Below are 24,103 nucleotides of genomic sequence, written 5' to 3'. Positions count from 1 at the left end.
GCCCTCATGAGCGCGCTGATCGAAGCCAACGACCGCCGCGACCGCGAAGGCATCACCCTCGCCGCGCACCGAGTAGTGCGCGCCTCTGAGCCCGAGGTGGGCGAATGAACTCCCTGACGTCGTGGGCACAAGCCCACCCGATGCCGGCGTCCCTCGCCGGTGTTCTCCTCCTCGCGGCCGCCGCTCTGCTGGCCCGGATGGTCCGCAAGGCCACGGACTGGCCCCCGGCCGCCGTCCTGGTCGCCTCGCTCGCCGCGATGGCCTGCACCGCCTACAGCGCCGACACGTCCTGGCGGTTCGCTGAGCACCGCCTCGACATGGCGTCCGCCGCCGAGCGGGGCGCGATGTTCGCCGCCGCCGAGCTGGCCCTGTTCGCCTGCGCGTTGATGGCCAGGCAAAACCTGCGCGGACCGCAGGGAGCCCCCGGTACGCCCGGCCTGCTGGTGTGGGTTATCACCGGCGTGCAGGTCATCCCCGCGTACTCCGAGTCCGGGGTCGTCGGCGGCACCGTACGCGCCGTCGTCGGCCCGGTTCTCGCCGCCGTGCTGTGGCACCTGGCCATGGGGATCGAGCTGCGGCACGCCCGGCCGGGCGCGGACTCCAGCAGCCTGCCCGCCCTGGTCGCCCGTGAGGGCCGTGAGCGGATGCTGTCCCGCCTCGGGCTGGCAACGCGGGACCGGTCGGCGGAGCAGATCACCCGGGACCGGTGGACGGTGAAGGCCGTGGGCCTGGCCGCGAAGCTCGCCGACATGGAGCCCGGCTCCCGTGGCCGTGCCAGGGTGGCCCGGCGCCTGTCCGTGGCCGTAGGGAGGGCGCAGGCCGGCGCGAGCGCAGAGCAGCGGACCAAGCTCCTCGACCTGCTCGCCGCCCGCCGGCACGCCGCAGCGCTGGCCACGATCGACCTGCCGTCCCCGTGGGTCAACCGTGGGGAAGTTGCCACGGTTGCGTCCGTCAGCTTGACGGACGCAGATGTTGCCCAGACGGCAACGACTGCCGAGGGCGCCGGGGCCAGTCGTGTCGATATCGACACGGTTGCCGAGGAGCGGCCGGAGCTTCCGCCCGCGCGCCCGGCCGTGGTGCCCGCGGGGATGCGGCTGCTGCCCCTCGTCGCCCGGCCCGAGCCGGTCGAGGTGACCGCCGAAGACCCGGCGCCCGCGTTCCGGTGGGACAACATCCGGGGACGGCTGGTGGACGTCGACGAGGGGACCGACGCCCTTCGCCGGTGCCGAGTCTGTGGCGTCGCGAACATCCCCGCCGACGTGTGGGCGCGGATCTCCCGCGTGTGCACCCTCTGCAGCAGCCCGCAGACGACCACCGAAGACGACCAGCCGACGCCCCCCGAAACGACCCCGGAAGTGGTCACCCCGGCAGACGACGACTGGTCACCCTCACCCCCCGCCGGCCCGCACGACGAGGACGGCCTCACGCCCGCGCTCGGGCCTGTCGCGGTCCCCGCCGAACAGCCCCGCCAGGTGGTAACCGAGGTCATCGCCCTCACCCCCTCTGAACTGCTGAAGAGGGCGGCGAAGCTGAACCGGGACCTGGTCAGGACGACGCACCGGCCGGTGACGATCGCCCGCCTTCAGGAGGAGTTCAACCTGAGCCGCCGTGACGCGACCGAGCTGCGCCGCCAGGTGGTCACCACGAAGCCGGAGGAGCGGTCATGAAGCCCATCGTGTTCGGTGCCATCGTCGGTCTCCTCGTCGCCTACCCGGTGCTGCTCGCCATCGTCCTGTCGGTGACCGTCGCCCTCGTCTCGCAGCCCGCTGTCCTTGCGCTCGCGGCCAGCGTCCTGCTGTGGCCCCGCGTCGCCCGCCGCGTCCGGAGGTGGACGGCATGAACGAGCCCACCCCCCTCGACAAGGCGGAGGCCGCCGCGCGGGAAGCCGCGACGGACACCGTTGCCGTGCAGCTGGCGCTGGCCGCCGTCGAGCTGGCCAAGGCCGCCACCGCCCAGCAGGCCGCCCAAGCGCCCGCCTGCGCCCACCAGCACAAGCCCGGCCGCAGCACCGGCGAATGGCTGGCCATCGGGTGCGCCGTCTGCGTCGGCGGCGTCGGGATCGCGATCGCGTCGATCGCCATCGCTATCGGCGGGATCTCCGTCGCCATCCTCGCGATCGTCCTGCGCGGCTTGTGGCGGGACTACCAGCGCGACGTTCAGAAGGGCCGCTGACTGCCCTTCCGTCCTCCGCCAGTTGTGGGCCTACGCCCACGACTGCGGGGGTGCGGTGGGGCCGGAACAGCCCGGCCCGACACCAGGAGGAAGCCATGACGCACAACTACGCCGTGAACGCGCGGATCGAATTCCAGCCCCAGGACGGTACGCGCAACGGCCACACCGACACCGCCCTGAGCCCCATCGAAAAGCAGCTCCGCGGGGCGCTCGCCGCCCACGTCGCCCAGGAGAGCGGCTGCCACCCGGACGACGTCACGTTCGTCGAGTTCAGGTTCACCGAGATCCCCATCGCCTGACCTCCACCCCCGCCCGCACCGACCCGAGAGGAACCCCATGTTCGGCACGCACCGAGCCCACGTCACCAGCACCGGCAAGGGCAACGGCCGCTACTCGTACTCGTACACCTGCAGCTGCGGCCACCAGGGCGGCAACTACAGCAGCGACTCGGCAGCCCGCACCGCCGCCCGCAAGCACGAGGGGAAGAAGTGATGGGCATCTCCCCTGGCGACCCGCACAACTTGAACGAGCTCGCCCGCGCCATCGCCCTCGGTATCCGCATCGCGCGCCGTCACGAGAAGGGCAAGTCGACCAAACGGCTTGAGGCCCGTGTCGAGCGGATCCGCGAGAAGGCGCAGGAACGCGAAGACCAGCGCGGCAAGAAGTAGCTCCACCACGGGGCGGCCGTCACCCGACCAAGGACAGCCGGCCGCCCCGAGCCCCGGACCGCCCAATAGAACGACCGGAGATCACAGCATGACGAACAACGTCGTACAACTCCACAAGGACATGCCCCCGCCCGCCGAGGACACCCACGACACCCTGACCGAAACCATCATCGACGTCATCCAAGACGCCGAGCCCCGCCCCGTCGACCCGCCTAACGCTGGCGCCGAGCCCGGCAGCTGGCTCGCCGAGAAGCAGGCCTACCTCGCCGAAGCCCCGCCCGTCGTACCCACCTTCCTGCGCAACGCCGCCGAGTTCATCGATGCCACCCGCTGGACGGTCTCCTACTACGCGCACGTCACCGCCTTCCACGCCCTCCGGGCGCCCGTCTACCTCGCCCGGCTGCTGCTGCGCGCACCGCGTGGCACCGGCCGTCTGATCGTCCGCTGGGGCAAGTGGGTCGCGGACACCGAGGCCCGGCCGGTCGAGGCCAAGGCCGCCGCCTCAGCGGACATCGAGGCCTGGCTCGCCCTGTCCCGCGAGCACTCCCGCCGCGTCCGGCCGCGCCGCATCGCCTCCATCGCCGTCGCCACAGCCACCGGTATCACCACGCTGGTCAGCGCGTTCCTGGTGCCTGGCTGGACCTTCACCGCCTACCTTGCCGCCGCCGCGGTCACCGGCTGCTTCGGCAAGAAGGGCGACAAGCCGCTCATCACCCGCTACGTCGCCACCAACGTGCTGCGCCGCCTGGACTCCACCGAGGTCTTCGACGCGCTCGCCGCGATCGGCATCGAGGGCAAGAAGGGCCGCCGCGGCGTGGAGTTCGCCTCCGAGGTCATGCGCGACGGGCCCGGCTGGCGAGCCGAGGTCGACCTGCCGCCGGGCATCGAGGCCACCGCGGTATTGGAGAAGCGGGCCGCCCTGGCGGCCGCCATGCGCCGGCCTATCTCTACCGTGTGGCCGGAGGCCGACCGCACCGCCCACCCTGGCCGCCTGGTGCTGTGGGTTGCCCAGCGCGACCCGGCCAAGGCCGGACGAAAGTTGTGGCCGCTGATGAAGGACGGCCAGGCCGACGTGTACGAGCCGCTGCCCTACGGCTTCGACCCGCGCGGCAACCTCGTAGAGATCACCCTCATGTACTCGAACCTGCTGGTAGGAGGCATCCCCGGCTCCGGCAAGACGTCCTGCGCGCTCGCCATCGTCCTCGGTGTCGCCCTCGACCCCACCGCTGAGCTGTGGATTTTCGAGCTCAAGGGCTCCGGCGACCTCGACTCGGTCAAGTCCATCTGCCACCGGTACGTGTCCGGCGACGAAGACGAAGACCTCGAGGCCGCCATGGCGGGCATGCGGTCGGGGATCGCGGAGTACCAGCGGCGTGCTGCGTTTGTTCGCTCCCTGCCCGCCTCCGAGGTCCCGGAGGGCCGCAAGGTCACCCGCGCCATGGCGGAGAAGTACCCCGGGCAGAACCTGGGCCCGCGCGTCATCGTCATCGACGAGGTCCAGGAGCTGTTCACCCACGCCGACTACAAGGAGGAAGCCGCCGCCCTCGCCACCCGCCTGATCAAGAAGGCCCGCGCCTACGGCATCATCCTCATCCTGCTTACCCAGAACCCGGACGCCCCGTCCCTGCCCACCTCGGTATCCAGCTCTGTCGGCACCCGCCTGTGCCTGGCAGTGATGGACTGGCGGGCCAACAACAACGTCCTCGGTACCAGCGCCTACGAGCGCGGCCTGCGCGCCACGGACATCAGCATCGACGAGCAGGGAACCGGCATCCTCGCCCGCGGCCGCGAGGGCATCACGGTACGCGCCGCGTTCATCAAGCAGACCGAAGCCGAAGACATTGCCAAGCGCGCCCTGGCGCTCCGCACGGCCGCCGGCACGCTGTCCGGTCAGTGCGTCGGCGAGCAGGTCGAGGAGCTGGACGTGGAGACAGTCCTCGACCACCTTCGCGCCATCTGGCCCGACGGTGTCGAGACGGTCCACTCGCACCGGCTCGTCGAGGCCCTCGCCGCCTACCGGCCGGACCTCTACAAGCCGTGGCTGGAGATGGACGCCGCCGGGGCGTCCACGGCCCTCAGCGCCGCGCTGAAGCCCTTCAAGGTGTCCACCAAGCAGCTCACCATCCGGGAGTGCTGCGGCGGTGCCAAGGGCCTCCGCTACACCGAACTGCCCCAGACCGACGACAACGAGGAGTGACCATGGGCAACGCCTACTACGAGATCACCCGGAAAAACGGCGAGCGGATCGCTGCCGGGTACAGCGTCGAGGCCGTCTGCGAAGACGACGGTTGCAACGAGAAGATCGACCGCGGACTGGCCCACCTCTGCGGCAACGAGCCCGGGGGCGACGAGTACGGCTGCGGCGGCTACTTCTGCGCGCATCACCTCTTCCTCGGTTCCGGCGCCCCGGTCTCCGAGGGGCTGTGCCGCCAGTGCAGCGACCAGTACGAGGCCGAACACCCGGACCCCGAAGAAGCCCCCGAGGACGGCGAGTAGGGGCCGCCGAGCCGGTTTCGGGAAGGGGCTGAGGTTTCACCCCGCCCCGAAACCGGTTTCGCCCCCGATATCGGGGCTGAGCTGCAGAGTTTCGGGTTTCGGGGGTAGCCCCAAGGGGCCGTAATCGGGCTGGAACCAGCCTCGCCGAGAGGCTCCGCAGGCGACACCGCCACCCATCCGGGTTACAAGACAGCCATATCGCCCGCACCCTCGCATGACCAGGCGCATGATGCCCTCCCAAGTACGACGTCCATGGGGGGACACCATGTTCAAGCGTGACCCGCAAAGAGCCGCCGAGAAGGAAGCGCAGCGGGCAGAGAAGCGCCGACTCCGCGAAGAGGCTGCGGCCACCCGCCAGGCCGAGAAAGAAGCCCTGAAGGAGTGGCGGCGCGCCCACCCTGCAGAGTCCACCATGAACACCGCGGCGATGATGCGCTCGTGGCCCTCCTCCAAGTTCGGAGAGACCTCCCTCGGTCCGATCCTCGGCGGGCAAGCGGAGTTCGTGAACGCCGGAGCGCACAAGGGGTGGACGGCGACACGCCTCGCTGCCGGCGCCGTGACGATGGGGGCCTCCGCGGCGGTCACCGGCCGGAAGAACAAGGGCGCTGCCGTCATCAATGTGACGTTCGGCAACGGTGCAGCGCGGACCTACAACGTGACGCCCGAGAACTCCACGCTGCGCGCCGCGAACCAGTACGTCAACGCGTTCAACGCCCTCGCCGCGCAGCTAGCCAGCGAGCAGGGCGGGGAGTAGCAGAGGCCCCCGGTGCGGCTGTGTCGGCCGTGCTGGGGGTTTCCGTATGTCTGCGTCAGCACCGCTGCGCTGCGACCGCGCCCGTGTACGTCTCCCGCGTCAGGTCCTCCGGCCCAATGCCCAAGTCGGCGAGGACCGCGCGGATGTCCTCCAGGGCCGCGCTCACCTCGCCCTCGTCGACGAGCGTCTCCACCTCTAGGAACGTCCCGTCAATCTCTGGCACCCGGACCAGCGTGGCCAGCATCTGGCGGCCGTGCGCCTCGAACTCGTAGTTCCGGCACCGCTTCTCGAACGCGATCACTGGCACGTGCCCGAGGCCGTGCAGGATCGCGTGCGCCGCGTCCGCGTCCTCGACGCGCGTCTCGTGCTCGGGCTTCGACCCGGACGCCTCGTCGACCGCGGCGTCCTTGAACGTCAGGACGGTGCGGGTGCTGTCCGCGCCGTGCACCGTGCGCACCCGCAGTTCCTGGTCGTCCTTCTCCAGCGACCCGTCCGGCCGGTCGTAATAGGTGTCCCGGTACACCTCGACCCGGGCCTCGGCACGCTCGTCGAGCAGCCGCATGACGGCCTCGGGCGAGTGCACGCGGGCCTTCAGCTCCGCCTCGATCACGAACCGTTCCCCTCTCGTCAGACCGTCTGCTGCGCCCCGGCAATGACCGCCTCGAACATCCTCCGAAACCCCCGGTACAGGGGCCCGTGCGGTGTCGCCATCACCTTGTACGTCGCCGACTCGTGGCCCTCCCAGCCTGAGTCGAAGGCGCCGACGAACATGGTGGAGTCTGTACGGATGAGCCGCCAGGTGGGCAGCATCCGGTACCGCCAGACGCTGATGTCGCAGGAGTCGGCGAGTTCCCGCAGCCGCGCTTCCGCCAGCCTGACGCCACCGGCGAGGGACTCAGGCGACTCGCCGATCTCGGCAGCCCGCTGCGCCAGAGCGGCGCTGTCGGGGTCGAGGAGAGCGACCCGGAGTCGTAGCCCCTTGCCGTCCTGATCGCGCGGCAGGCAAGCGCGTAGAAGGCTGTCGTTCAAGCCGATCAGCCCGAGCCCGCGGACCGCGAGGACGTCCAACTCCGCGGCTTCGCGGGCCTGTTGCCGGATCTCCTCGGCCGCCGAGTTCTGCGCCGCGTACACCCGCACCACCTCGGGGAAGGCGGCAAGGTCGAATGCGGCCCCGCCGGAACGCTTCTCTCTGCTGGCCGCGAGGCCGAGGAGGTGGCGGGCGTCGTCGGGCATGTTGAGGCCGTCGGCGATCCGCTCGTACACGTCGAGGCGGGACACCTCGCGACGCCCGTTGATGATCTCGTTGACGCGGGCCTGCGTCATGCCCGCGGCCGTGGCGATGCGGGTCTGACTGGCGCCGGCGTATTGCTGCACGTGCCGGAACACGGCCCCGATGTCCCGTGCGCGTAAGGCCTGGCGTACCTCGGCGCGCTCCCATGCCCAGTCGGGCAGTTCGATCGGCTGCAGCGAGCTCGGCATGGTGCGCTCCCCGTATCCACGAGCGAGATGGGAAACCATCTCACAGTGAGATTACCGTCGGGGGATCGTGCCGACACCGTCAGTCACACCAGCCTGACCAGACATGAAAACCCCGGCGACCGCGCGAACGGCCCCGGGGCTGGCCGACTGGTTAGGAGTCGACATGGCGCACCGTACCGCCCAGGACGCCCCAACGGCAGAGCGCCCGCCGGCAGACATTGCGCCCGAGGTCCTCGAACTGCTGGCGCTGCCGCCGTTGGACGGGCTGGCCGACGAGAAGACCCGCGGCGCAGCCTGCGTGTGGGGCGCGGAGCCGCTGAGCATCGAGACGGCCGTCGACCTCGGCGAGCAGACGAGCCTACTGAAGGGCTCGACCTCCCGGGTGGGGATGCGCTGGTTCCCGCGCGCCTGCCGACCCTGCGTCCGCCGACAAGCCATGACCGCCCTCCAGGAGCACACCGGGTCCTGTGAGCAGTGCGTCGACGACTTCAGCCAGTGCGACACCGGGCTGGCACTCGTGCGACTCGTGAGGGAGTGCCGTCGGTGAGCCGGAGGCGGGACACGGTGACGCGGGCGATGGAGGCTGCGCAGTCGGGCGGCCGCGCGGCCGGGTACTGCTGGCTCGAGCACCCCGGCGGGCGGGCGCACTGCACCAGGCCGCCGCACACCGACCGGCAGCACGTCGACTACTACAACGGTCGAACGTCTCCCACGGACGCTGCGGGTACCGAGTGGTTCGAGTAGACGCCACGCCTGGCGCGCGCCGATAGCGCCGGGCGTGGACAGGTCTCCAGCGGCCTGCCTGACGGCGATGGGCGTGGGTCAGCGCTGGAGAACGGGCGGCCGTCTCCGCCCCCCCGTCGGGGGCGGCCGCTCTAGACGGTGCCCGTCCGCCCAATGCGCTCCCCAGGCGGCAAGGGCGGGCGGGTGCCTCAGTCGTCTCCGTACTCGCGGCGCAGCTCGTCGAGGTGTGCGAAGAGGCCTGGTTCGGCATCGAGTATGGCGGCAAAGAGCAGCGCCGGCATGGACTGTGGCAGGGCTGCCTCGGCCCATGTGTGCTGGTTCGGGCAGGTGAGCCACGATGGTTCTTGACTGTCGGCGGCGTCCAGGTCCATGGCGACGACCAGCGGATGCGTGGCGTCGCACTGTGGGCAGGCGATGCGCTGGCCTGCCTCGCCGCTGCTGGGCCAGGGCACCGCCCACCTCAGTACAGGCGGGGTGCCCATCAGGCGCGCGCCCTGTCGAACTGGCGCAAGCCTTCCTTGATGTCCCGGAGCAGCGTGTTGACCACGCGCTTGCGGTCGCTGGGAGTCGTCAGGTTGGCGTCGTGGATGACGACGTCGCCGAAGGTGACAGTCACGCCTGTCCCGCCGCCACTGCGGACCAGCTGCTCGAACAGCTCGTTCTGCGAGGGCGTAAGGATCCGCTCGGGTCGCTTGGTGCCGTTGACGACCATCGTGGCGCCCTCAGCGAGCAGGCCGCCACTGTCGTACTTCGCGGCCGGTGCGAAACCCCACCGGGAAGTGAAGAGGGCGTCGTTGTAGCCGCGGGCCGTCTTGCCGTAGTGGACGCCGGCGCCGCCGCTGGACTCCACATTCACCCCGGCCAGCGTGCCCGCGGTGTGGCCTACGCCCGCGTTCGTGATACCGATCATGAAGGGTGAGTTCAGGTTCCGGACCCAGCCGGACGGGCCGGAGTTCCCGACGAACGAGCCGGTCGCCCACCGGCGGTGCGGCCGCTCACCGCGGATGACGGACTCGATCGCGGACATGAACCCGGAGCAGTCCCAGGACGGGTTGCCGTTTCCGGCCCACTGGTATGGCTTGCCGCCCTGGCTCTTGGCCCACGCGAGGGCCCGCTGCACTGCCGGGCCGCCGACGGCTTTCTTGTCCTCGTTGCCGAACCAGCCGAGCATCCCGGACAGGGCTTTGTTTGCCAGGCCGCGCATGAGGCTGCCGACGCCGCTGCCAGGGATCTGGTTGATGAGCGGCCGGACAAGGGAGTTGATGGCCTTTTGCGCGGCGGCCTTGAGTCCGCCGATGACGAGGTCTTTCGCCCAGTCGTAGGCGCCGCCGATGACGTTGCCGATACCGGATGTGACCGTGCCGACGATGCCACCGGACGCGAAGTGCTGCCCTCCGGCCTGCTCGCGGCGCCGTTCTTGTTGCCTGCTGGGGTTGCCGCCGGTGCGGGTGGGCTTGTCCTGGCCGAGCATGGCGTCAATGCCTCGGTGGCCGCCGAGCCTGGCGACTTGCTGCTTGGAGAGTATGCGTTCGCCGGGGGTGAGCATGGCGGGCACGGTGTCGGTGTTGCCTGAGCCGGGGACGACGCCACCGCGGTTGAAGCCGAGGCTGATCGTGGGCAGGGTGATTTTTGAGCTGATCTTTCCGGCGATGGCGTTCCACATTTTGCGGATGCCGTTGTTGTAAACGGTGTTCACGACGAATCGAACGGGTGAGGCGATCTTCGATTTGATGCCGTCCCAGATCGTTCCCAGGCTGTCCCGGAGCGTGGAGAACGCGGTCTTCATCGCCGACTTGAAGTCGCTGATCTTCCCCCGGATCGTCCCGAAGATCGACGACATTTTGTCACGGGCGCCGGTCCACAGGCTGTTCCAGGTGCCAATGATCGACGACTTCAGACCGGACACGCTGTCCTTGAACCACTTCCACGAGCCGGACACCGAGCTCTTCAAGCCGCCCCAGAAGCTGTTCCACTTCGAGCGGACGCTGCCCCACAGGCTGTTCCACGTATCGACGACCCACTTCTTCAGCCCCGAGAAGATCGCCTTCGTCGAGTTCCACAGCGACGTGAACCAGCTGACGATCGCCCGCACCAGGTCGGGGATGATCGAATGCCCGACGAGGACGTCATACAGCCGCTGGAACGGCTTCACGATGTACCGATCGAGCAGATCCCACGCGCCAGCGAAGAACCCCATCACCGTGTCCCAGACGCCCTTGACGGTGTCGCGGAACGTCTCAGAATGCGTCCACGCGTAGGCGAACGCAGCCCCCAGACCGACCAGGGCGAGCACGATGACACCAATCGGGTTCGCCGCCATCACCGCGTTCAGGATCCCCTGCACCGTGGCGACCGCAGCCGTGGCCAGCTCCCAGAGCTTCATCCCGGTGACGATCGCGAGGATGCCCGAGGCGATCGCCCCGACCAGCGTCTGATGATCCCCCAGGAACTGGAAGAACGACGTCAGGGGGCCCGCCACCTTGTCGGCGATCCCCGCGATCATCGACACGAACGGCGCAGCGATCGGGATCAAGTTTTCAAGGGCTGCGCCAACGACGTCAATGAGGGCCGACGCGATCGTATGCAGGGACCCGAAGATCGAGCCGAGGGCGTCTTGCATCTCCGACAGTCCGGTGACCCGACGCAACTCCGCGAAGGCGTCGCCGAGCGTGGTGAGCGCGTTCAAGCCCCCCAGCGAGGCCGCGTCCATGATGTTGCGGAGCGTCCCGAACGCGTCCGCGATGACCTTGCCGAACTGCTTGGCCAGGTCCACGGCGTGGTCGATGGCTTTCTCAAGGCGTCCCGACTTGAACGCGTCGGTGATCTTCTTGGAGATCCGATCGGACGCCCCGGCCGCAGCCGTTGTGAGCCGCTCGAACGCCGGGGACGCAGCGATCCCGATCTGCGTGAGCCCCGTGATGAACTGCGCGGGCACCTTCGACAAAGGCTCCAAGCCCTTGTTGAGGCCGTCGAATAGCTGCCGCAGCATCCCGGTCTTGCCGAGTTCGGTGACGGCGCTCATGGCGTTCTTGGCCATCGTGTTGAGCACGCCGGCAGTACCGACGAGCCCATCGTGGAGTGACGGCAGCGCGGCCGTGGCCATGCCGGTGAACGCCTGCCCGAGGCCCTTGAACAGTCGCTCTTGCACGTCGAGCTTCAGCGCGCGCCAGGCGCCGGCCTGAGCGACGACGGCCTTCACGAACTCGCGGGCACTCGGTGCGAGCTTGGCCATGGCGTTGGCTGTCTTGCTCGTGGCCTGCGCCCCCGCTGTCTGCGCCTCGGCCACGCTGCGGGCCGCGTCCGCGACAGCTTCCTGAGCGTCCCGGACCTGCCGGGCCCCGTCCACCGCGGCCTTGGTCGCGGCAGCCCGGGCGTCCGCTACGTCCCGCTCCGCCTTGGCAACCCGCTCCGCGCCTTCCTGCGCAGTGCGGGCCTGCTCGGTCTCGGCGTCCTTCAGTTCGCGGGTCTTGTCGGCGACATCCTGGTTGGCGTCGGCTACCTCTTGCTTCGCGTCCTTGACCTGCTTGGAGCCTTCGACACCCGCTTTGTTCGCCGCGTCGGCGTCCTCGGCGAGCCGCTTCTGCCTGAGTTCGATCTCGTTCAGGTTCTGGACGGCCTGGTCGTAGGTGAGCTGGGCTTCGTCCCGCTGCTCCTGGGTTGCCTTCGGGTCGGCGAGGACCTTGTTGAGTTCCTCCTGCGCATCCTGTACTCGCAGCATCCCCTCACGGCGGTCGAGTTCGGCGTCCTTCTGCTGGTTCGCGAGGTCCTCGAGCTGGCGGGCGGCGTCCTTCCTGGCGGCCGTCAGGTCCTCCTGGGCCTGCTTCGCCTTGCGCTGCGCGTCGGCGAGGTCCTGCTCCGCCTGCGCCACCTGCTCGGCCGCACGCCGGTTAGCGTCCGCGACGTCCTGCACCGTGTTCTTCAGGTTGCGCTGGGCATCCTCGATCTGCCGGGCGGCCTGCACGCGGGCCTCCGCCGCGCGGACTTCGGCGTCCTTCACACCCTGCTGGGCTTTCGCCAAAGACCGCTCAGCGTTCTCCACCTGCCGAAGCGATGATGTGGCTTTACCCGCACTCGCGGTGGCCGGCGCGAACGCCTGTTGGAAGGCGGCTCCAATGCCCGATGTACCGATCTTGATCGCGGCGAACGCGCTACCCAGAGACAGGACCGCGGGCACCGCTACTGCGGCGGCCGGGCCCATCGCGGCCATCGACTGGCCCAGCGATACGAGCGTCGGCAGTGAGGCGAGGGCAGCCGCGACAAGGCCGCTGATACGGGACGACAACAGCGCCACCGAGGCGGCGCCACCGGCGCCAACGCCCACGTTCACCGTGCGGTCGCGGGTGAGGAACCGGAGAGCGTTTGCCGCGTCTGTGGTGTCGGCCCGGGCCTGCACCGTCATCATGCGGCGGCGGGTCAGGTTCGCCAGGGAATCCGCTGCAACGCGGGTATCGACATCGATCCCGATCCGGACGGTGCGCCTCTGAGTGAGATTACGGATCTCGTCAGCCGCCACCCGCGTGTCCACGGCGGCGCGGATGTTCACCACACGGTCCGCGGTCAGCCGGTCCAGCTTCGCGGTAACCCGGCGTACGGACGTCTCGGTCAGCTCGGCGTCCAGAAGGGCTTTCAGTACGGTGCGGGAGTGCTGGTCGGCGAACTGCCGCAGCCTGGCCAGCGCTGCCGTGTCGTCGAGCTCCAGCCCGATCTTGACCGTGTTCCGCTTGGACTTCAGCCGGTCCATGGCGCGGTCGTAGCCGGACTCGTCGGCCGTGACCTCGACATAGCCCTCGGCGATGCGGAATGCCCCGGCCATCAGACGGCCACCGCCTTCACGCCATCGTCGGCGAGGAGGTCGTTGAGCGAGGTGCCGACGACGTCGGCCAGCGCGTCGGCTACCTCGATCGGCGGCTGTGCGGCGCCGCGTTCGTACGCGTACACGCTCCAGCAGGTACGCCCGACACGGTGCGCGACCTGGTGCACGGACAGGCCGGCGCGGCGACGGGCGGTGCGGAGTTGGTGGCCAGAGAAGCGGCGAGCCATGGCGGTTCCCGGGGTGCGGAGGGCTGGCATTGGGAAACCAGGCCGCAGCTCAGATCACGGTGAGCATCACGCTCGGGCATCACGCCTGTGATTCATCGACCTGCGACGGCGTTGGGTGCGCCGCCTGTTTGGAACCATACTCCACTTCCCCTTTGAATCGAAGGTTCGAATCACCTCTTGCCTTCGATTCTTCGTCGCATGGATGCTGTGTGGCATGGCATCCACTCACTCACCGCGCTGGGCACCGCTGCCGCAGGGGTTCGGCGTCATGCTCCGCAACGCCCGCGTCGACGCTGGCCTCTCCCGGCGAGCCCTCGGCGCCGCACTGCTCGCCTCGGCCGGCACCGTTCAGGGCCTCGAAGAAGAACACCGGCCGCCCTCGGCCACCATCGCCGACAGGCTCGCCAGCGTCCTCGGTCTCGACCCGTGGCAGGCGGCAGTCGTGGGCGCGGTGGCCGTCGACGATGCGGTCCTGCGGACCCGCCGCGGCACCCAGCGCACCGGCACTCGCCACGCATGACGCGACGTCGAGACGTGTGCCAAGTACGTGCCATCACACCGGTAACAGCGCAGGTCAAAGCCCACACACCGCATACCTGATGCGGTTAGAGGTTTGATCTGTGAGGCCTCCGGACACGACTGTGCCCGGTCGCCGTGACGACGACCGGGCACAAATCAGCACGCGATGAATATCAGGCCGCGGGCGGGCACTCCTCCCCCCGAGCGCGGAGGGCATACCAGTCTGCCGTCTGCATGCCGCGCGGCTTCGCCGACTCACGAGGCGCCGTCAACCGCTCCGCGTGCAACGCAGCCGACGGCGTCACGTCCTCGCTGACCTCCTCCGGCTCCGGCCTGCCCAGCGCTCGCGCGGCCAGCCGCTCCGCGGCCGTCGGCCGTCGCGTCCTCGTCTTCCGCTCCATCGCCCCTCCCTCAGCCCAGCTCGGGCGCGGTCGGCATGTTGACCAGCGCGTCATCGATCAGATGCAGCTGCACGACCGTGGGGGACTTGGCCTGCGGATCCGCCGGGAAGCCGACCCCGGCCGGATTCGCGTACTGCTGCGCATGGTCAGCCATCGCCTGCAGCGCGGCCTGCGCCTCGCCGAGCGCCCGCGTGAACCTGGCCCGCGCGTACGCGTATCCCTCGCGGTGGTGCTCAGCGTCCGCACGGCTCGTGGACTCGGCCCGGTCGTACAGGTCGCCCACCGCAGTCCGCACGGCCTCGCCCGCCTCCCGCTGCGCCTTCGGGCTGTTGGCGGTGCTCGCCGTCTTCACGGCTTCCTGCACCGCATCCAGCGCCGCGAGCGTCTTCGGCGGGACCGTCGAGCGGTCGCGCGGCATACGGAAGTGGTGGGTGCGGTCGCCGGGGACACACGCCTCGGCCGGGGTGCCGTGGAAGTCGGTCCTCATGATTCCTCCATGTCGTTGTTCGTGAGTGGCTGGTCACCGCGGATTGCGGCTTCCAGCTGGTCGTTGCGCGCCTTGGCCTCGGCCAGCGCTTCCTCGTACTCCCGCCAGTACTGGGCCCGCTCAGCCAGCGTCATCGGGCGGTGCTCGTCCAACGGCGGCACTGGCTTACCCGCGCTCCGGTGGGCCTCGTGCACGAGCAGATACAGCTCGTCGAACGGGCGGGCGCCCAGCTCACAGACCGGGCCGTGATGCACGCACATCGGCTCACCCTCGACCGGCCGGCCGAACTCAAGCCAATCGGCTGCCGCGCCGAACATGCCGCTCACCTCAGCCACCCGCCCTCGATGCCGACTACCTCGTACGTCAGCACCGAGGCCGCCGTCACCAAGCTCAGCCGGTAGGCGTCAGGGTCCTGCCGCTCAACAGCCTGCACCCCGCCCGCAGACCAAATCGGGGCGCCAAGATCCCGGCGCTCGCCGGGCTTCCCGTGCTCCAGCCAGTTCGCCGCGGTGTTCAGCACGTCGTCCATCACGAGGCCTCCACCAGCCGCAGATGCCGGGCGACCGCACGACGCGCATCCGCCATCCGCTCCCCCGGAACACCAGCCGCAGCCAGACCGGCCTCGATCGCACCGATCACGGCCTCCGCCTGCTGCTCCGTCACCCGCGCCAACCGCTCCTCGATGCCCAACCTGGCGATCGCAGAGAGGACGTTCGCCGCCCGATCCATCGCCCGCTCGTACAAAGCGACCTCGGCACGCAACTGCTCCGCACCATTCGCGGCCCTGTACCTGACCGACTCCAAGCTGTTGACCAGGCTGGCCGTCGCCTCCTGCCACGCCAGCACCTGACCCGCCAGCTTCAGCAGACCAGCCAACGGATCACCGACCGGATCGACGTCCAGCTCGGCCAGCAACGCCCTCGCCTCGACCTCAAGCTGCCGACGCTCCGCAGCCGCACGAGCCTGCGGCGACGCACCACCGTGCTTACGGCACACCGCCTGCCCCCGCATCGGACGGTTCTTACAGGGCTCCCCGTTGCTGCGCCGGGCTGAGCAGCGAGGACCCATGGACGGGCTGGGTCCCGTGAGACCCATGGAGTCAGTCACTGCCCAGTCCTTCCCGGTCCGGCGATGGCGTGCGCCAGGGCGCCCTTGTTGCCGTCGAGCCAGGCGGTGACGGCGCGCTCGGTGGCCCACGGGATTTGGGCCTGGCCCGTTGCGGACAGTTCGAACCAGTCGAGGACTGCGGACTTCACGCCGGCCTCGATGGCGTCGCGGCCGGAGGGGGTCTGCAGCCATTCGGTGACGGCTTCCTTCGCTCCGGCTTTGATGGCCTCGTACTCAGTGGTCATGGGGTGTCCGTTCCAATCGGGCGGGGGAGGCGGTACTGGCTGAGGCTGAAGACCGCCCATTCGTCCTCGGTCATGTACCGGTGGAAGTTCGGGACGTTGCTGGCGACGGCGGTCCTTCCTTGTCCGTTGACGTACTGGCCGACGAGGTGGCCGTCCTCGCCGACGGTCCAGGCGATCAGTGGGCGGTGGTGGTAGATGGTTTGGCCGTCCGGGGCGATGCCGGTGAAGACGGCGATGTAGCCGGTTGCGGGGATGAGGTCAGACATGGGTTCTCCGAGGTGTTCAGGGGGCTCAGCGGGATGTCGAGGCGACTTTGGTGATCTGCTCGGTAAGCGACTCGATCGCAGCCTCCTTGCTTCCGCACTCGCGGGCCAGGAGTTCGCCAGCGGCTTCGGCAAGGTGCACGGTCAGGGGCAGCAGGTCATGGACGCCGCCGGGGCAGAGCCGGTTGAGGACCTCATAGACGTCGGGGGTGTTGGGGCTCTGCAGCTGGTGGATGGTCAGCTCCATCGCTGCGCGACGGGTCTGAGGAAGGTTGCTGGCCATGTGGATCTCCTTGGGGGTGTCAGTGCGAGATGCCTGGCGATTGAGCTTCTGTGCGTGTCGTGCGGCCAGGCCGTGCTGTCGGGCCTCGGCCAGTTCCTGCCGGCGCCGCTGCTCCTCGGCCGCTCGACGGCGGACCGCCGCGATGCGGGCCTGTATCTGCTGCTCGACGTGGCTGGTCATGCTGCACGTCCCTTGGGCCAGTTGCGGGAGTCGCGGAACCAGGAGGCGAGGAGTGCGGATTGCTCCCAGCCGAGTCGGCGGTAGAGGGTCTCTGCTTCGTCGCGGTACGGGCCGGGGTCGGGTCGGTTGTAGACGTAGCCGCGGAGTGCGGTGGCGATCAGGGTTGCCTGGTTCCAGCCGTGCTCGCCTACGAGGACGGCAGCGATGCGACGGAATTCAGGCTCTGCACTGAGGTCTTCGGTCGGCGTGTGGCCGGTGGGGCTCGCGACGCCGTCCCCGTCCCTATAAGGGGACGGGACGGGGGACGGGGTCGCTGACTCCGTCCGGGACGGGGTCGGGACGGGGTGGGACGGGGTCGCTGAATTACGCATAACCGCAGATGGGAGGTGGCGTGACCCCGTCCCGTGATGGGCAGTCAGATCAGGAATGGCGTCCCAAGATCGCCGGGACGGGGTCGGCAAGCTGCTGACCTGCACACATTGCTGCGCTCGGTCGCTAGTTACTACTGCGCGGGACGGGGTCGGGACGGGGTCACTGATCATCTGCCGCCTCCTTCGCCACGCGGTGGAGAACGGCGTTCCTCGGCCCCGTCGTGACCTCCACGCGCCCTTCGTGGACCAGGCGGGTAAGCGCCCGACGAGTGACGCTCGCTCGGCCTTCCACCAGCTCTTCGATGGACGTCTTACTGAGCGGCTCGGCGGCCTTCGAGAGCACGGCGATCACCGCCTCGGCGCGCTCCTTGATGTCCGCCTCCGCCTTGGCCTTCTGCGCCTCCTCGGCGCTCGCCTCGGTCGGAGTGTCATCGGACTGAATGGGCGGGTACAGCACGGCCTCGATAAGGCCCGCCTCTGTTGCATCCACCACCAGGTCTGCGAACCAGAACAGCCCCGACTTGTGCGGCAGCGCCTCCCTACGAAGCTGTCCCGGCCGGTCCTTAGCGATGCGGATCCGGGAGATGCCCTTGACGCCGATACCGAACGGCTTGACGTTCTCCATCAGGTACATCACGCCGTTGAGTCCGTTGAGCTTGTGCACGCCGCCGATCGCGTACCGGCCTCGGTTGTCCGCCGACTTCACCACGTGGTCCAGCGTCAGCACCGCCGGGCCCGCATCCTGGAGGGGGCGCAGCACTCGCCGGCCGAACACCGCGACGTCCTTGTTGTCGTTGATGTTCAGGCCGTGCAACGACATGCCTTCGGTGACGCCGTCGACCACGGCGAGCGTGGGACCGAGCTGCAGCACTTCGGTGAGGTCCGCCAGGTCTACGACGTTGAGGGGCTCCTCCGGGCGGATGTAGTGGAACCGCTCGAGCAGGTCGTCAATCGCCGCACCCATCGGCAGGAGGCGGCCGATGACCCCGGCCGCCTCGTCCTCGAAGTCCAGGTAGACCACGTGGTTGCCGCGGTTGAGTTCCTGCAGTACGAGAATCAACGCGAACCACGTCTTGCCCGCCTCGGACTCTGCGGCAACCGTGCTCATACGCCCCGGGTACAGCACCCCAACGCCGTCGACACGGGCTCCCACAGAGGGAACTGCGGGCTTGAACGTGCCGTTCACGAACGGCGACAGGTCCTGACCGCGCCACGACCGGCGCGACTGCTCCGGCGCACTCTGCCGTGCGCCATCCTGCTCGGCTTCCTCCGGCCAGGGCACGGCGCTCAGCGGGAGTAGGAAGTCGTGCCCGAGGACGCCATCGCGGTGGGTCGCTGCCGCGAGGCCGCAGACCCCGCCGTCCTTCGCGGGATGGACGCAGTACTCCACTCCTTGACCCAGCGCCTGCATGAAGGCGTCGGCATCGTTCATGCAGCCGCCTGCCTGTTCTGCAGGTCGACCTGCTCGCCGTCGACGAGGTGCCGGTACCAGCCGGGCCTGCCTGGGATCGCCACGGCCGGCCATCCTGCAGACGCCTGCACGGGGCGAGGCGGCAGCGGTTTGGCGAGGGCGTTGAGCTCGGCGATCGTCGGCCTGTTCGCCAGCGACTCGCGGCCGCGAGCTGCGTCGCGGAACCAGGTCATCAGTTCTTCCTCGTCCCCGAACTTCCGCCAAGATTCGGCGGCGGTGATGACCGCGGCGGCCCGGCGGGGGTCGGTGCTGGGCAGTTGACGCCAGGCGGGGGACCCGTACTTGGGCGGGTCCCCCTGGCCGTCGAGGAGCTGGGTTACGGCGCTCGACGCCCACAGCGCTACCGGGTCGGTGTCGGTGGTGCTCGCTACGCTGGTGGTGCCGCGGTTGGGCGTCGCGGTCTTTTGCGCAGGGCTCCGGGTTTCCGGGGCCCTGTTGTGTTGGATCACTTCGTGCCGTCTTTCGCGAGGGCGCGGCCGGTGCGGGTTGGCTTGCTCTCTCTCCCTGGTGGGAGCGGCCTCGCGGTGGTCAGGGGTTTGCCATGCTCAGAGGCGGGGTGCCGTGCCCCCGCCCGGCCACGAGCGGGCGGGGTACACGGCGGTCGGGACGGCTGGTCACGTACGGCGCTCCACCTCGTCCGCGGAGTCGTCGTAGCCGAACTCCAGCCAGCCGCCGGGGTGCGGACGGAACTGGACCTCGAACGGTGTCGCGCCCTCCGTGGTGACGAGGACCGTCCCACCGGGCCCCGTCTCCAGGACGCCGACCGTGCAGTTGGCCTTGGCCTGCTGGACCTGGTCGACCTCGATCTCCTTGCGGGTGAGGTCTTCGCCGTCGTCTGCGTCGGTCGGCCAACCGGTGACGGCGAGGACCCCGATGGAGGGCTCCACCCATCCGGCGCAGGTCTCGCAGACGGGGATGCACCGGCAGGTCGTTGCCCGGGATCCGGCTGGCTGCCACCCGTCCGGGGCCGGGTTGGGGTGGAGCGGGTCGGAGCAGCGGGGGCAGACACCCGCGTCGATGGCGGTCGTGATGCGCTCGGCGCACTGGACGGCCAGCTCGGGGATCGCGGGGTGGAGGTCCGTCTCGAAGGCGTTCGTGTAGATCTCGCGGGCCGAGGCGATGACGCACTGGGGCCGGTACGGGTGGGCGCCTGAGACGGTGCGGGTCGGGTTGCTCATGCCTGTGCCGCCTTCTGCTCCGTGCGGGCCTTGTGGTCGGCGAAGACTCGGGTGGCCATGGCGTCGACCTGGTCGAGCATCCGGCGGATCTCGGCGGTCTTCGCGTGGACCGAGGCGGCGTCGGTGAACTCGGCGTTGTGCACGTAGATGACCGCGTGGTGGTCTTCGGCGTGGACCTCGCCGGACAGGGCGGCCATGCCGGCGGTGATGACCGGGGTGACGCCGTCGTCCTCGGTGACCTTGAGGCTGTGGGAGTAGTGGTCGTAGTGGCCCGGCTCGACGTCCTCGCAGTCACTGAAGACGGGGCAGGCGTTGGCCGCGACGACGTTCTCGGGGCGCTCGCTCGGCTGCGCGGGGATGTACGGCAGGGCGCGGCCGGTCGGCGTGAAGTCGACGGCCGGGATGCTCAGGTGCTGTGCCATAGTGAAGACATCCGTTCTGTTGGAGCCCCGGTCGGCTGTGAGAGGTCTCGCCGGGGCTTCGGCGTGTGATGGATCGGATAGGCCCCCGTCGCGCTGGTGCGGGAACACCGGCGGTCTGATGGGGGCCGCTTTCATGCCCCTCGAAGGGGGTAAATCGCTGCCGCACCGTCGACCCTGCAACCGCATTGAGACTGCGATTGCATGGCCTTGACCTGCGGCGATGCGGGGTGTTGGCACTGGTGCGGCACGGCCGGGATTTCCTGGTACGTGGGCACCGGCGGCGCCTCGACCCCGTACAAAGTTGCGATCAGGTCCCGGGTCGGAATCTTGATCTTCCGGCCGAGCGAGAGCACGCGCGTCGCGGTCCACTCCCCTCGGCGGATCGCCGCGTAGACCGTGTCCTTGTTGACGCCGAGGATCGCGGCCACGGTCGGCACGTCCGTCACGGGCCCGAGTGCCTCGATGGCCTCGCGGGTCCAGGCGCTCACGACGCGGACGCCTTGGCCGTCGGGATCTGCAGGTAGGCGAGGACCTCGCTGCGGTCGTAGCGCACGAGTCGCGGGCCGATCCGGCGCGGCTGGGGGCCGATGCCGGCGCGTGCCCAGCGCTTGATGGTGTCCGGGTGGACGCGGGCGAGTGCGGCGTACTCACGCCGGGTCATCCCCGCATCCCGTTCGCTGAGATGCCGAACTTCGGCGGATTCGTTTTCCACACGAACAAGGGTGCACGAGGGGGTGGAAGGTGTCAACCATCCCCGCTATCGTCATCTCAGCAAACGGTCACGACGATGAAAGCGGGTGCGCGTGGAGGCAGAAGAGTGGAAGGCCCGCCTAGTGCAGGCCATCGCTCAGCAGGTGCGGAAGGTTCGGCTCGAACGAGGCATCAGCGTCCAGCGGCTCGCAGACATCTGCACGGACGAGTACGGGGTGCCGATGAAGCGCTCAGTGCTCGCCAACTTCGAAGGTGGCCGCCGGCCAGCGCTGAGCCTGGTGGAGGTGCTCGTCATCGCCCGGATCCTTGAGGTCCCGCCCGTCCAATTGCTGTTCCCCATTGGGCTGCAGGAGACGACCGAGGTGCTGCCCGACAAGGTCGTCGATACCTGGGCCGCGCTGAAGTGGTTCACCGGCGAGACTCCGCAGCTGCCCGGCGACCAGCCGAGTGACACGGTCGAGCAGAGCGCCGCGCCCGTCCGGCTGTTTCGCCGGCACGACCAGCTCGTCGCCGACTGGCAGCGCAGCAACCGGCAGTTGCAAGAGATGCTCGCCACGATGGGCACGGCCCCGGACTCGCACATCGTCCAGCTGGCCAGCCAGTCACTGCACCAGCTTGGCGAGTCCCTCCAAGAGGTCCGCCAGCAGATGCGCCGCCGCGGGCTCACACCGCCAGGCCTCATCCCTGAGCTGGCCTACATCGAGGCCAGCCAGGACACGCCGCAGTACACGCCACTCCCCGAAGAGGAGGACGAGAGTTGAAGCCCTACAAGGCATGCTCGTGTCGAGACCCGGAGACCAAACGGCTCCTCGGCAAGAAGTGCCCCAACCTGCCCAAGAAGGGCCACGGCGGCTGGTACAGCAGGTACGAGGCTCCCAAATCCGCGGACGGGAAGCGCCGGCAGCCACGCATCGGCCCCTTCGACACCGAGCGCGAGTGCAAGGCCGAGCTGGCCAAGGTGCTCGGCACGGCCGCCCAGCCAAAGGCGCACGACGAGCGGAAGACGACGTTCGGCGAGTACCTCGAGCGCCGCTACGCCTGGCGGAAGTCGGAGGCCGAGACCGGCGAGGGCCTGAAGAAGTCGACGCTGGACGCCGAACGCGAGGCCATCGACCTGTACGGGAAGCCGGGCCTCGGGCACATCAAGGTCGTCGACCTCACCGACGAACACCTGCGCGAGCTGTACGCCGCAATGCGGAAGTTGAACCGGCCGGAGGAGCAGGGCGACAGGAGCGAGATCCTGCGCCGCCTGAAGGACGCCCGCGCCATGCGGGACGGCCGCCGACTTCACACCCGCCCGATCAGCGAGGGCCGCATCAGGCGCGTGCACGCCGTCCTCACCGGCGCCCTCAACGACGCCGTCAAGCTGTCCAAGATCCGGCCGGACAACCCGGCCGACGGGGTCTGGCGGTCGAAGGGTGGCAAGCGGAAGTCCGGCCGGGCCAGGCCGCTGCTGTGGACCTCCGAGCGGGTCGAGGCGTGGGAGGAGAACGGCGTCGTCCCCGCCAAGGTGATGGTGTGGACGTCCGACCAGACGGGCGCGTTCCTCGACTTCGCTGAGGCCTCCGGCGAGCGCCTGTACCCCGCCTTCCACCTGGACGCGTACTACGGGCCGCGCCGCGGCGAGCTGGTCGGCGCGGAGGAGAAAGACCTCAGCCTTACCCGGAAGCGGCTGCACGTCCTGCAGTCGCAGTCGGACGACGACCTGGACGACACCAAGACCGAGGCCGGCTACCGGCAGATCCCTCTCGACGACGAGACCGTGCGCGTCCTCAAGGCCTGGCACAAGCACAAGCTGGAAGAGCGGATGGCGTGGGGAGCGGCGTACCAGGACTCCGGCCGAGTCTTCACGTACGAGGACGGCCGCGCCCTGAAGGACGACTACCTCTCCAGCCGCTTCCGGATCCTGCTGGAACGGCACGCGAACATCCGCGCGAAGGCCGCCGAGGGGTGGAGCGTCGAGCGGATCGCCCGGAAGTACCGGACGGCCGAGGCCGCCGTCGAGGTGGCCCTGCGGATGGCGCTTCCGCCGATCCGCTTCCATGATCTGCGTCACGGTGCGGCGACGATGCTGCTCGCCGCTGGGGTGCCGATCAAGTTCGTCAGCGAGATCCTCGGGCACGCCTCGGTGTCCTTCACGATGGACATCTACGCGGTCGTCGCCGAGGAGATGGCGGAGGATGCTACGCGCCGCATCGCCGCCTTCATCCCGCGCCAGAACCGCCTTTCGGCGGTTGGTGCCAACACCGTGCCATCTGGGGGCTGAAAGTGGCTCAGAACGCGACTCAGGGAGCCCAGCCGCTACGGGCCGAACTCCCTGGTCAGATGGCGGAGGCGGAGGGATTTGAACCCTCGATGGGCTTTAAGACCCAAACCGCATTAGCAGTGCGGCGCCATAGACCGGACTAGGCGACGCCTCCAGCACAACCGCTCCCGCGAGCGCGCGAGTGGTGCGTGCAGATGATGACACAGTCGAGCGTGGTGTCACCAATCGACGTCCACGGTACTAGGCAGGCGGGCCGCAGGGCAAAGCCCTTTCGTGTCGGCGGCGGGGGGCGGCCGGGGCCGGTGGCGCAACGTCCGGGCGGGCGGCGCGTTGGGCAGGGCATGTCGATCCTCATCTCGCGAGTGGGCGGGGCAAGCGTGGCGAGCCGTCGGGTGCCCGGCGCCGCCGTCGCCGCCACCGTCACCGCCGCCATCGCCTCCCTCACCGCCGTGGCCGCCGCACCCGCTCTCGCCGCCGCCTCGGCGTCCCCTCCCGCACGGGCCTCCGCGCCGGGCGACCACCTCACCGTCACCGTCCGCAACGCGGGCGGCGGCCGGGACGGGACGTACCAGGTGTCCTGTCATCCAGGAGGCGGCAGCCACCCGGACGTGGGCGGTGCGTGCCGGGTGCTGGACCGGAACACGCGCTGGGGGCGGGACGCCTTCGCGCCGGTGGCGCCGGACAGTGTGTGCACCATGCTGTACGGGGGGCCGGCCACCGCCCGTGTGACGGGGACCTGGGCCGGGCGGCCGGTGGACGCGACGTACGACCGGAGCAACGGGTGCGAGATCGCGCGGTGGGACCGGCTCGTCCCTCTCCTGCCCGAGCCGCGTGCCTAGGGCGGCG

Annotated in this window: 35 protein-coding genes, 1 tRNA gene and 1 pseudogene; 15 read left to right on the top strand and 22 right to left on the bottom strand. The window is 69.5% G+C overall.

Translation table 11 applies throughout. The annotated features are described in order from the left end of the window. Nucleotides 1-104: 104 nt before the first annotated feature. From ACIBBH_RS12900 to ACIBBH_RS12860, 9 genes are all read left to right on the top strand, one after another. A complete protein-coding gene (locus ACIBBH_RS12900) occupies nt 105-1,667 on the top strand; it encodes a hypothetical protein (protein ID WP_399404285.1) in 1,563 nt (520 codons plus the stop codon). Continuing rightward, entirely contained in the window at nt 1,664-1,840 is a 177-nt protein-coding gene (locus ACIBBH_RS12895) for a hypothetical protein (protein WP_399404284.1), read from the top strand. Before ACIBBH_RS12900 ends, ACIBBH_RS12895 begins: the two co-directional genes overlap by 4 nt. Further along, nucleotides 1,837-2,172: a hypothetical protein gene (locus ACIBBH_RS12890; RefSeq protein ID WP_399404283.1), complete on the top strand. Its 336-nt coding sequence runs from the start codon at nt 1,837-1,839 to the stop codon at nt 2,170-2,172. Before ACIBBH_RS12895 ends, ACIBBH_RS12890 begins: the two co-directional genes overlap by 4 nt. Nucleotides 2,173-2,267: 95 nt before the next feature. After that, nucleotides 2,268-2,471: a hypothetical protein gene (locus ACIBBH_RS12885; RefSeq protein ID WP_399404282.1), complete on the top strand. Its 204-nt coding sequence runs from the start codon at nt 2,268-2,270 to the stop codon at nt 2,469-2,471. Nucleotides 2,472-2,508: 37 nt separating this feature from the next. Further along, nucleotides 2,509-2,664 carry a hypothetical protein gene (locus tag ACIBBH_RS12880; protein WP_399404281.1) on the top strand — a complete coding sequence of 52 codons (156 nt, stop codon included), beginning with the start codon at nt 2,509-2,511 and terminating at the stop codon, nt 2,662-2,664. Continuing rightward, the gene (locus tag ACIBBH_RS12875; RefSeq protein ID WP_399404280.1) at nt 2,664-2,840 is read left to right on the top strand and encodes a hypothetical protein; all 177 of its coding nucleotides are present in this window, start codon (nt 2,664-2,666) and stop codon (nt 2,838-2,840) included. The genes ACIBBH_RS12880 and ACIBBH_RS12875 overlap by 1 nt, the downstream gene beginning before the upstream one ends. Nucleotides 2,841-2,928: 88 nt before the next feature. After that, nucleotides 2,929-5,037, top strand: a complete 2,109-nt coding sequence (locus ACIBBH_RS12870) for an FtsK/SpoIIIE domain-containing protein (protein WP_399404279.1) — start codon at nt 2,929-2,931, stop codon at nt 5,035-5,037. 2 nt (nt 5,038-5,039) lie between these two features. Further along, nucleotides 5,040-5,336 carry a hypothetical protein gene (locus tag ACIBBH_RS12865; protein ID WP_399404278.1) on the top strand — a complete coding sequence of 99 codons (297 nt, stop codon included), beginning with the start codon at nt 5,040-5,042 and terminating at the stop codon, nt 5,334-5,336. A gap of 265 nt (nt 5,337-5,601) precedes the next feature. Beyond that, nucleotides 5,602-6,090 (top strand): hypothetical protein, encoded by a 489-nt coding sequence (locus tag ACIBBH_RS12860; RefSeq protein WP_399404277.1) that lies wholly within the window; start codon nt 5,602-5,604, stop codon nt 6,088-6,090. A gap of 55 nt (nt 6,091-6,145) precedes the next feature. Here ACIBBH_RS12860 and cyaB read toward each other — a convergent pair whose 3' ends face one another. Both cyaB and ACIBBH_RS12850 read right to left on the bottom strand, forming a co-directional pair. After that, nucleotides 6,146-6,700, bottom strand: coding sequence for a class IV adenylate cyclase (cyaB, locus tag ACIBBH_RS12855; RefSeq protein ID WP_399404276.1), 555 nt, complete (start codon nt 6,698-6,700; stop codon nt 6,146-6,148). Between the two features lie 17 nt (nt 6,701-6,717). Next, the gene (locus tag ACIBBH_RS12850; protein ID WP_399404275.1) at nt 6,718-7,569 is read right to left on the bottom strand and encodes a helix-turn-helix domain-containing protein; all 852 of its coding nucleotides are present in this window, start codon (nt 7,567-7,569) and stop codon (nt 6,718-6,720) included. A 163-nt stretch (nt 7,570-7,732) separates the two neighbouring features. On the opposite strand from ACIBBH_RS12850, the gene ACIBBH_RS12845 reads away from it, so the two are divergent. Together ACIBBH_RS12845 and ACIBBH_RS12840 are read left to right on the top strand one after the other, a co-directional pair. After that, on the top strand, nt 7,733-8,116 hold the full coding sequence (locus ACIBBH_RS12845; RefSeq protein ID WP_399404274.1) for a hypothetical protein: 384 nt from the start codon (nt 7,733-7,735) through the stop codon (nt 8,114-8,116). Then, a complete protein-coding gene (locus tag ACIBBH_RS12840; protein ID WP_399404273.1) occupies nt 8,113-8,313 on the top strand; it encodes a hypothetical protein in 201 nt (66 codons plus the stop codon). The genes ACIBBH_RS12845 and ACIBBH_RS12840 overlap by 4 nt, the downstream gene beginning before the upstream one ends. A gap of 188 nt (nt 8,314-8,501) precedes the next feature. Here the strand turns inward: ACIBBH_RS12840 and ACIBBH_RS12835 are convergent, their stop codons facing one another. Genes ACIBBH_RS12835 through ACIBBH_RS12825 form a run of 3 tightly spaced genes read right to left on the bottom strand, consistent with a single transcriptional unit; the run spans nt 8,502 to nt 13,353 of the window. After that, the gene (locus tag ACIBBH_RS12835) at nt 8,502-8,765 is read right to left on the bottom strand and encodes a hypothetical protein (protein ID WP_399404272.1); all 264 of its coding nucleotides are present in this window, start codon (nt 8,763-8,765) and stop codon (nt 8,502-8,504) included. A 29-nt stretch (nt 8,766-8,794) separates the two neighbouring features. Further along, complete coding sequence (locus ACIBBH_RS12830; protein WP_399404271.1) at nt 8,795-13,126, bottom strand: hypothetical protein; 4,332 nt, start codon at nt 13,124-13,126, stop codon at nt 8,795-8,797. After that, nucleotides 13,126-13,353 carry a helix-turn-helix transcriptional regulator gene (locus ACIBBH_RS12825; RefSeq protein ID WP_399404270.1) on the bottom strand — a complete coding sequence of 76 codons (228 nt, stop codon included), beginning with the start codon at nt 13,351-13,353 and terminating at the stop codon, nt 13,126-13,128. Before ACIBBH_RS12825 ends, ACIBBH_RS12830 begins: the two co-directional genes overlap by 1 nt. 214 nt (nt 13,354-13,567) lie before the next feature. Between ACIBBH_RS12825 and ACIBBH_RS12820 the strand changes: the two genes are divergently transcribed. Then, a complete protein-coding gene (locus tag ACIBBH_RS12820) occupies nt 13,568-13,873 on the top strand; it encodes a helix-turn-helix domain-containing protein (RefSeq protein WP_399404269.1) in 306 nt (101 codons plus the stop codon). Between the two features lie 172 nt (nt 13,874-14,045). On the opposite strand, the gene ACIBBH_RS12815 is transcribed toward ACIBBH_RS12820, so the two are convergent. The 16 genes and pseudogenes from ACIBBH_RS12815 to ACIBBH_RS12740 all read right to left on the bottom strand — a co-directional run bounded on the left by ACIBBH_RS12815 (nt 14,046) and on the right by ACIBBH_RS12740 (nt 20,941). Continuing rightward, nucleotides 14,046-14,273 carry a hypothetical protein gene (locus ACIBBH_RS12815; protein ID WP_399404268.1) on the bottom strand — a complete coding sequence of 76 codons (228 nt, stop codon included), beginning with the start codon at nt 14,271-14,273 and terminating at the stop codon, nt 14,046-14,048. A 10-nt stretch (nt 14,274-14,283) separates the two neighbouring features. Next, a complete protein-coding gene (locus ACIBBH_RS12810; protein WP_399404267.1) occupies nt 14,284-14,760 on the bottom strand; it encodes a hypothetical protein in 477 nt (158 codons plus the stop codon). Continuing rightward, nucleotides 14,757-15,086 (bottom strand): hypothetical protein, encoded by a 330-nt coding sequence (locus ACIBBH_RS12805; RefSeq protein WP_399404266.1) that lies wholly within the window; start codon nt 15,084-15,086, stop codon nt 14,757-14,759. The genes ACIBBH_RS12810 and ACIBBH_RS12805 overlap by 4 nt, the downstream gene beginning before the upstream one ends. Further along, entirely contained in the window at nt 15,083-15,289 is a 207-nt protein-coding gene (locus tag ACIBBH_RS12800; RefSeq protein WP_399404265.1) for a hypothetical protein, read from the bottom strand. Before ACIBBH_RS12800 ends, ACIBBH_RS12805 begins: the two co-directional genes overlap by 4 nt. Next, a complete protein-coding gene (locus ACIBBH_RS12795) occupies nt 15,289-15,675 on the bottom strand; it encodes a hypothetical protein (protein WP_399404393.1) in 387 nt (128 codons plus the stop codon). The genes ACIBBH_RS12800 and ACIBBH_RS12795 overlap by 1 nt, the downstream gene beginning before the upstream one ends. A 54-nt stretch (nt 15,676-15,729) precedes the next feature. Beyond that, nucleotides 15,730-15,828: pseudogene (locus ACIBBH_RS12790) on the bottom strand (HGGxSTG domain-containing protein); the annotation flags it as partial. A 35-nt stretch (nt 15,829-15,863) separates the two neighbouring features. Further along, nucleotides 15,864-16,112 (bottom strand): hypothetical protein, encoded by a 249-nt coding sequence (locus tag ACIBBH_RS12785; RefSeq protein WP_399404264.1) that lies wholly within the window; start codon nt 16,110-16,112, stop codon nt 15,864-15,866. Further along, nucleotides 16,109-16,378 (bottom strand): DUF6253 family protein, encoded by a 270-nt coding sequence (locus ACIBBH_RS12780; RefSeq protein ID WP_399404263.1) that lies wholly within the window; start codon nt 16,376-16,378, stop codon nt 16,109-16,111. The genes ACIBBH_RS12785 and ACIBBH_RS12780 overlap by 4 nt, the downstream gene beginning before the upstream one ends. Nucleotides 16,379-16,403: 25 nt before the next feature. Then, nucleotides 16,404-16,838, bottom strand: coding sequence for a hypothetical protein (locus ACIBBH_RS12775; protein WP_399404262.1), 435 nt, complete (start codon nt 16,836-16,838; stop codon nt 16,404-16,406). Next, nucleotides 16,835-17,209, bottom strand: a complete 375-nt coding sequence (locus ACIBBH_RS12770) for a hypothetical protein (protein WP_399404261.1) — start codon at nt 17,207-17,209, stop codon at nt 16,835-16,837. Before ACIBBH_RS12770 ends, ACIBBH_RS12775 begins: the two co-directional genes overlap by 4 nt. A 160-nt stretch (nt 17,210-17,369) precedes the next feature. Next, on the bottom strand, nt 17,370-18,491 hold the full coding sequence (locus ACIBBH_RS12765; RefSeq protein ID WP_399404260.1) for an AAA family ATPase: 1,122 nt from the start codon (nt 18,489-18,491) through the stop codon (nt 17,370-17,372). 146 nt (nt 18,492-18,637) lie between these two features. Next, nucleotides 18,638-19,129, bottom strand: a complete 492-nt coding sequence (locus tag ACIBBH_RS12760) for a DUF2742 domain-containing protein (RefSeq protein WP_399404259.1) — start codon at nt 19,127-19,129, stop codon at nt 18,638-18,640. A 165-nt stretch (nt 19,130-19,294) separates the two neighbouring features. Further along, nucleotides 19,295-19,858, bottom strand: a complete 564-nt coding sequence (locus ACIBBH_RS12755) for a hypothetical protein (RefSeq protein WP_399404258.1) — start codon at nt 19,856-19,858, stop codon at nt 19,295-19,297. After that, complete coding sequence (locus tag ACIBBH_RS12750) at nt 19,855-20,280, bottom strand: hypothetical protein (protein ID WP_399404257.1); 426 nt, start codon at nt 20,278-20,280, stop codon at nt 19,855-19,857. Before ACIBBH_RS12750 ends, ACIBBH_RS12755 begins: the two co-directional genes overlap by 4 nt. Before the next feature lie 131 nt (nt 20,281-20,411). Then, nucleotides 20,412-20,768, bottom strand: a complete 357-nt coding sequence (locus tag ACIBBH_RS12745; RefSeq protein ID WP_399404256.1) for a helix-turn-helix domain-containing protein — start codon at nt 20,766-20,768, stop codon at nt 20,412-20,414. Beyond that, nucleotides 20,765-20,941 carry a helix-turn-helix transcriptional regulator gene (locus ACIBBH_RS12740; protein WP_399404255.1) on the bottom strand — a complete coding sequence of 59 codons (177 nt, stop codon included), beginning with the start codon at nt 20,939-20,941 and terminating at the stop codon, nt 20,765-20,767. Before ACIBBH_RS12740 ends, ACIBBH_RS12745 begins: the two co-directional genes overlap by 4 nt. A gap of 142 nt (nt 20,942-21,083) precedes the next feature. Here ACIBBH_RS12740 and ACIBBH_RS12735 point away from each other — a divergent pair, with 142 nt between their 5' ends. Together ACIBBH_RS12735 and ACIBBH_RS12730 are read left to right on the top strand one after the other, a co-directional pair. Beyond that, nucleotides 21,084-21,752, top strand: a complete 669-nt coding sequence (locus ACIBBH_RS12735; RefSeq protein WP_399404254.1) for a helix-turn-helix domain-containing protein — start codon at nt 21,084-21,086, stop codon at nt 21,750-21,752. Beyond that, nucleotides 21,749-23,257: a tyrosine-type recombinase/integrase gene (locus tag ACIBBH_RS12730; protein ID WP_399404253.1), complete on the top strand. Its 1,509-nt coding sequence runs from the start codon at nt 21,749-21,751 to the stop codon at nt 23,255-23,257. Before ACIBBH_RS12735 ends, ACIBBH_RS12730 begins: the two co-directional genes overlap by 4 nt. Before the next feature lie 60 nt (nt 23,258-23,317). Here the strand turns inward: ACIBBH_RS12730 and ACIBBH_RS12725 are convergent. Continuing rightward, nucleotides 23,318-23,411 (bottom strand) — tRNA-Ser (locus ACIBBH_RS12725). Nucleotides 23,412-23,598: 187 nt separating this feature from the next. On the opposite strand from ACIBBH_RS12725, the gene ACIBBH_RS12720 reads away from it, so the two are divergent. Further along, nucleotides 23,599-24,096 (top strand): SSI family serine proteinase inhibitor, encoded by a 498-nt coding sequence (locus ACIBBH_RS12720; RefSeq protein WP_399404252.1) that lies wholly within the window; start codon nt 23,599-23,601, stop codon nt 24,094-24,096. Nucleotides 24,097-24,103 lie beyond the last annotated feature (7 nt).

This window comes from Streptomyces sp. NPDC051636, assembly GCF_044453765.1.
In the GTDB taxonomy this organism is placed as follows: Bacteria; Actinomycetota; Actinomycetes; order Streptomycetales; family Streptomycetaceae; genus Streptomyces.
This window is presented reverse-complemented; position numbering and strand designations above follow the sequence as displayed.

Coding starts and splice junctions, on each gene's coding strand:
- ACIBBH_RS12830 (WP_399404271.1), bottom strand. CDS start 13,126: ATGGCCGGGGCATTCCGCATCGCCGAGGGCTATGTCGAGGTCACGGCC.
- ACIBBH_RS12815 (WP_399404268.1), bottom strand. CDS start 14,273: ATGGAGCGGAAGACGAGGACGCGACGGCCGACGGCCGCGGAGCGGCTG.
- ACIBBH_RS12875 (WP_399404280.1), top strand. CDS start 2,664: ATGGGCATCTCCCCTGGCGACCCGCACAACTTGAACGAGCTCGCCCGC.
- ACIBBH_RS12850 (WP_399404275.1), bottom strand. CDS start 7,569: ATGCCGAGCTCGCTGCAGCCGATCGAACTGCCCGACTGGGCATGGGAG.
- ACIBBH_RS12750 (WP_399404257.1), bottom strand. CDS start 20,280: ATGGCACAGCACCTGAGCATCCCGGCCGTCGACTTCACGCCGACCGGC.
- ACIBBH_RS12870 (WP_399404279.1), top strand. CDS start 2,929: ATGACGAACAACGTCGTACAACTCCACAAGGACATGCCCCCGCCCGCC.
- ACIBBH_RS12895 (WP_399404284.1), top strand. CDS start 1,664: ATGAAGCCCATCGTGTTCGGTGCCATCGTCGGTCTCCTCGTCGCCTAC.
- ACIBBH_RS12740 (WP_399404255.1), bottom strand. CDS start 20,941: ATGACCCGGCGTGAGTACGCCGCACTCGCCCGCGTCCACCCGGACACC.
- ACIBBH_RS12720 (WP_399404252.1), top strand. CDS start 23,599: ATGTCGATCCTCATCTCGCGAGTGGGCGGGGCAAGCGTGGCGAGCCGT.
- ACIBBH_RS12865 (WP_399404278.1), top strand. CDS start 5,040: ATGGGCAACGCCTACTACGAGATCACCCGGAAAAACGGCGAGCGGATC.
- ACIBBH_RS12845 (WP_399404274.1), top strand. CDS start 7,733: ATGGCGCACCGTACCGCCCAGGACGCCCCAACGGCAGAGCGCCCGCCG.
- ACIBBH_RS12785 (WP_399404264.1), bottom strand. CDS start 16,112: ATGACCACTGAGTACGAGGCCATCAAAGCCGGAGCGAAGGAAGCCGTC.
- ACIBBH_RS12890 (WP_399404283.1), top strand. CDS start 1,837: ATGAACGAGCCCACCCCCCTCGACAAGGCGGAGGCCGCCGCGCGGGAA.
- ACIBBH_RS12900 (WP_399404285.1), top strand. CDS start 105: ATGAACTCCCTGACGTCGTGGGCACAAGCCCACCCGATGCCGGCGTCC.
- ACIBBH_RS12770 (WP_399404261.1), bottom strand. CDS start 17,209: ATGCGTAATTCAGCGACCCCGTCCCACCCCGTCCCGACCCCGTCCCGG.
- ACIBBH_RS12755 (WP_399404258.1), bottom strand. CDS start 19,858: ATGAGCAACCCGACCCGCACCGTCTCAGGCGCCCACCCGTACCGGCCC.
- ACIBBH_RS12825 (WP_399404270.1), bottom strand. CDS start 13,353: ATGGCTCGCCGCTTCTCTGGCCACCAACTCCGCACCGCCCGTCGCCGC.
- ACIBBH_RS12880 (WP_399404281.1), top strand. CDS start 2,509: ATGTTCGGCACGCACCGAGCCCACGTCACCAGCACCGGCAAGGGCAAC.
- ACIBBH_RS12780 (WP_399404263.1), bottom strand. CDS start 16,378: ATGTCTGACCTCATCCCCGCAACCGGCTACATCGCCGTCTTCACCGGC.
- ACIBBH_RS12800 (WP_399404265.1), bottom strand. CDS start 15,289: ATGGACGACGTGCTGAACACCGCGGCGAACTGGCTGGAGCACGGGAAG.
- ACIBBH_RS12885 (WP_399404282.1), top strand. CDS start 2,268: ATGACGCACAACTACGCCGTGAACGCGCGGATCGAATTCCAGCCCCAG.
- ACIBBH_RS12775 (WP_399404262.1), bottom strand. CDS start 16,838: ATGACCAGCCACGTCGAGCAGCAGATACAGGCCCGCATCGCGGCGGTC.
- ACIBBH_RS12860 (WP_399404277.1), top strand. CDS start 5,602: ATGTTCAAGCGTGACCCGCAAAGAGCCGCCGAGAAGGAAGCGCAGCGG.
- ACIBBH_RS12810 (WP_399404267.1), bottom strand. CDS start 14,760: ATGAGGACCGACTTCCACGGCACCCCGGCCGAGGCGTGTGTCCCCGGC.
- ACIBBH_RS12820 (WP_399404269.1), top strand. CDS start 13,568: ATGGCATCCACTCACTCACCGCGCTGGGCACCGCTGCCGCAGGGGTTC.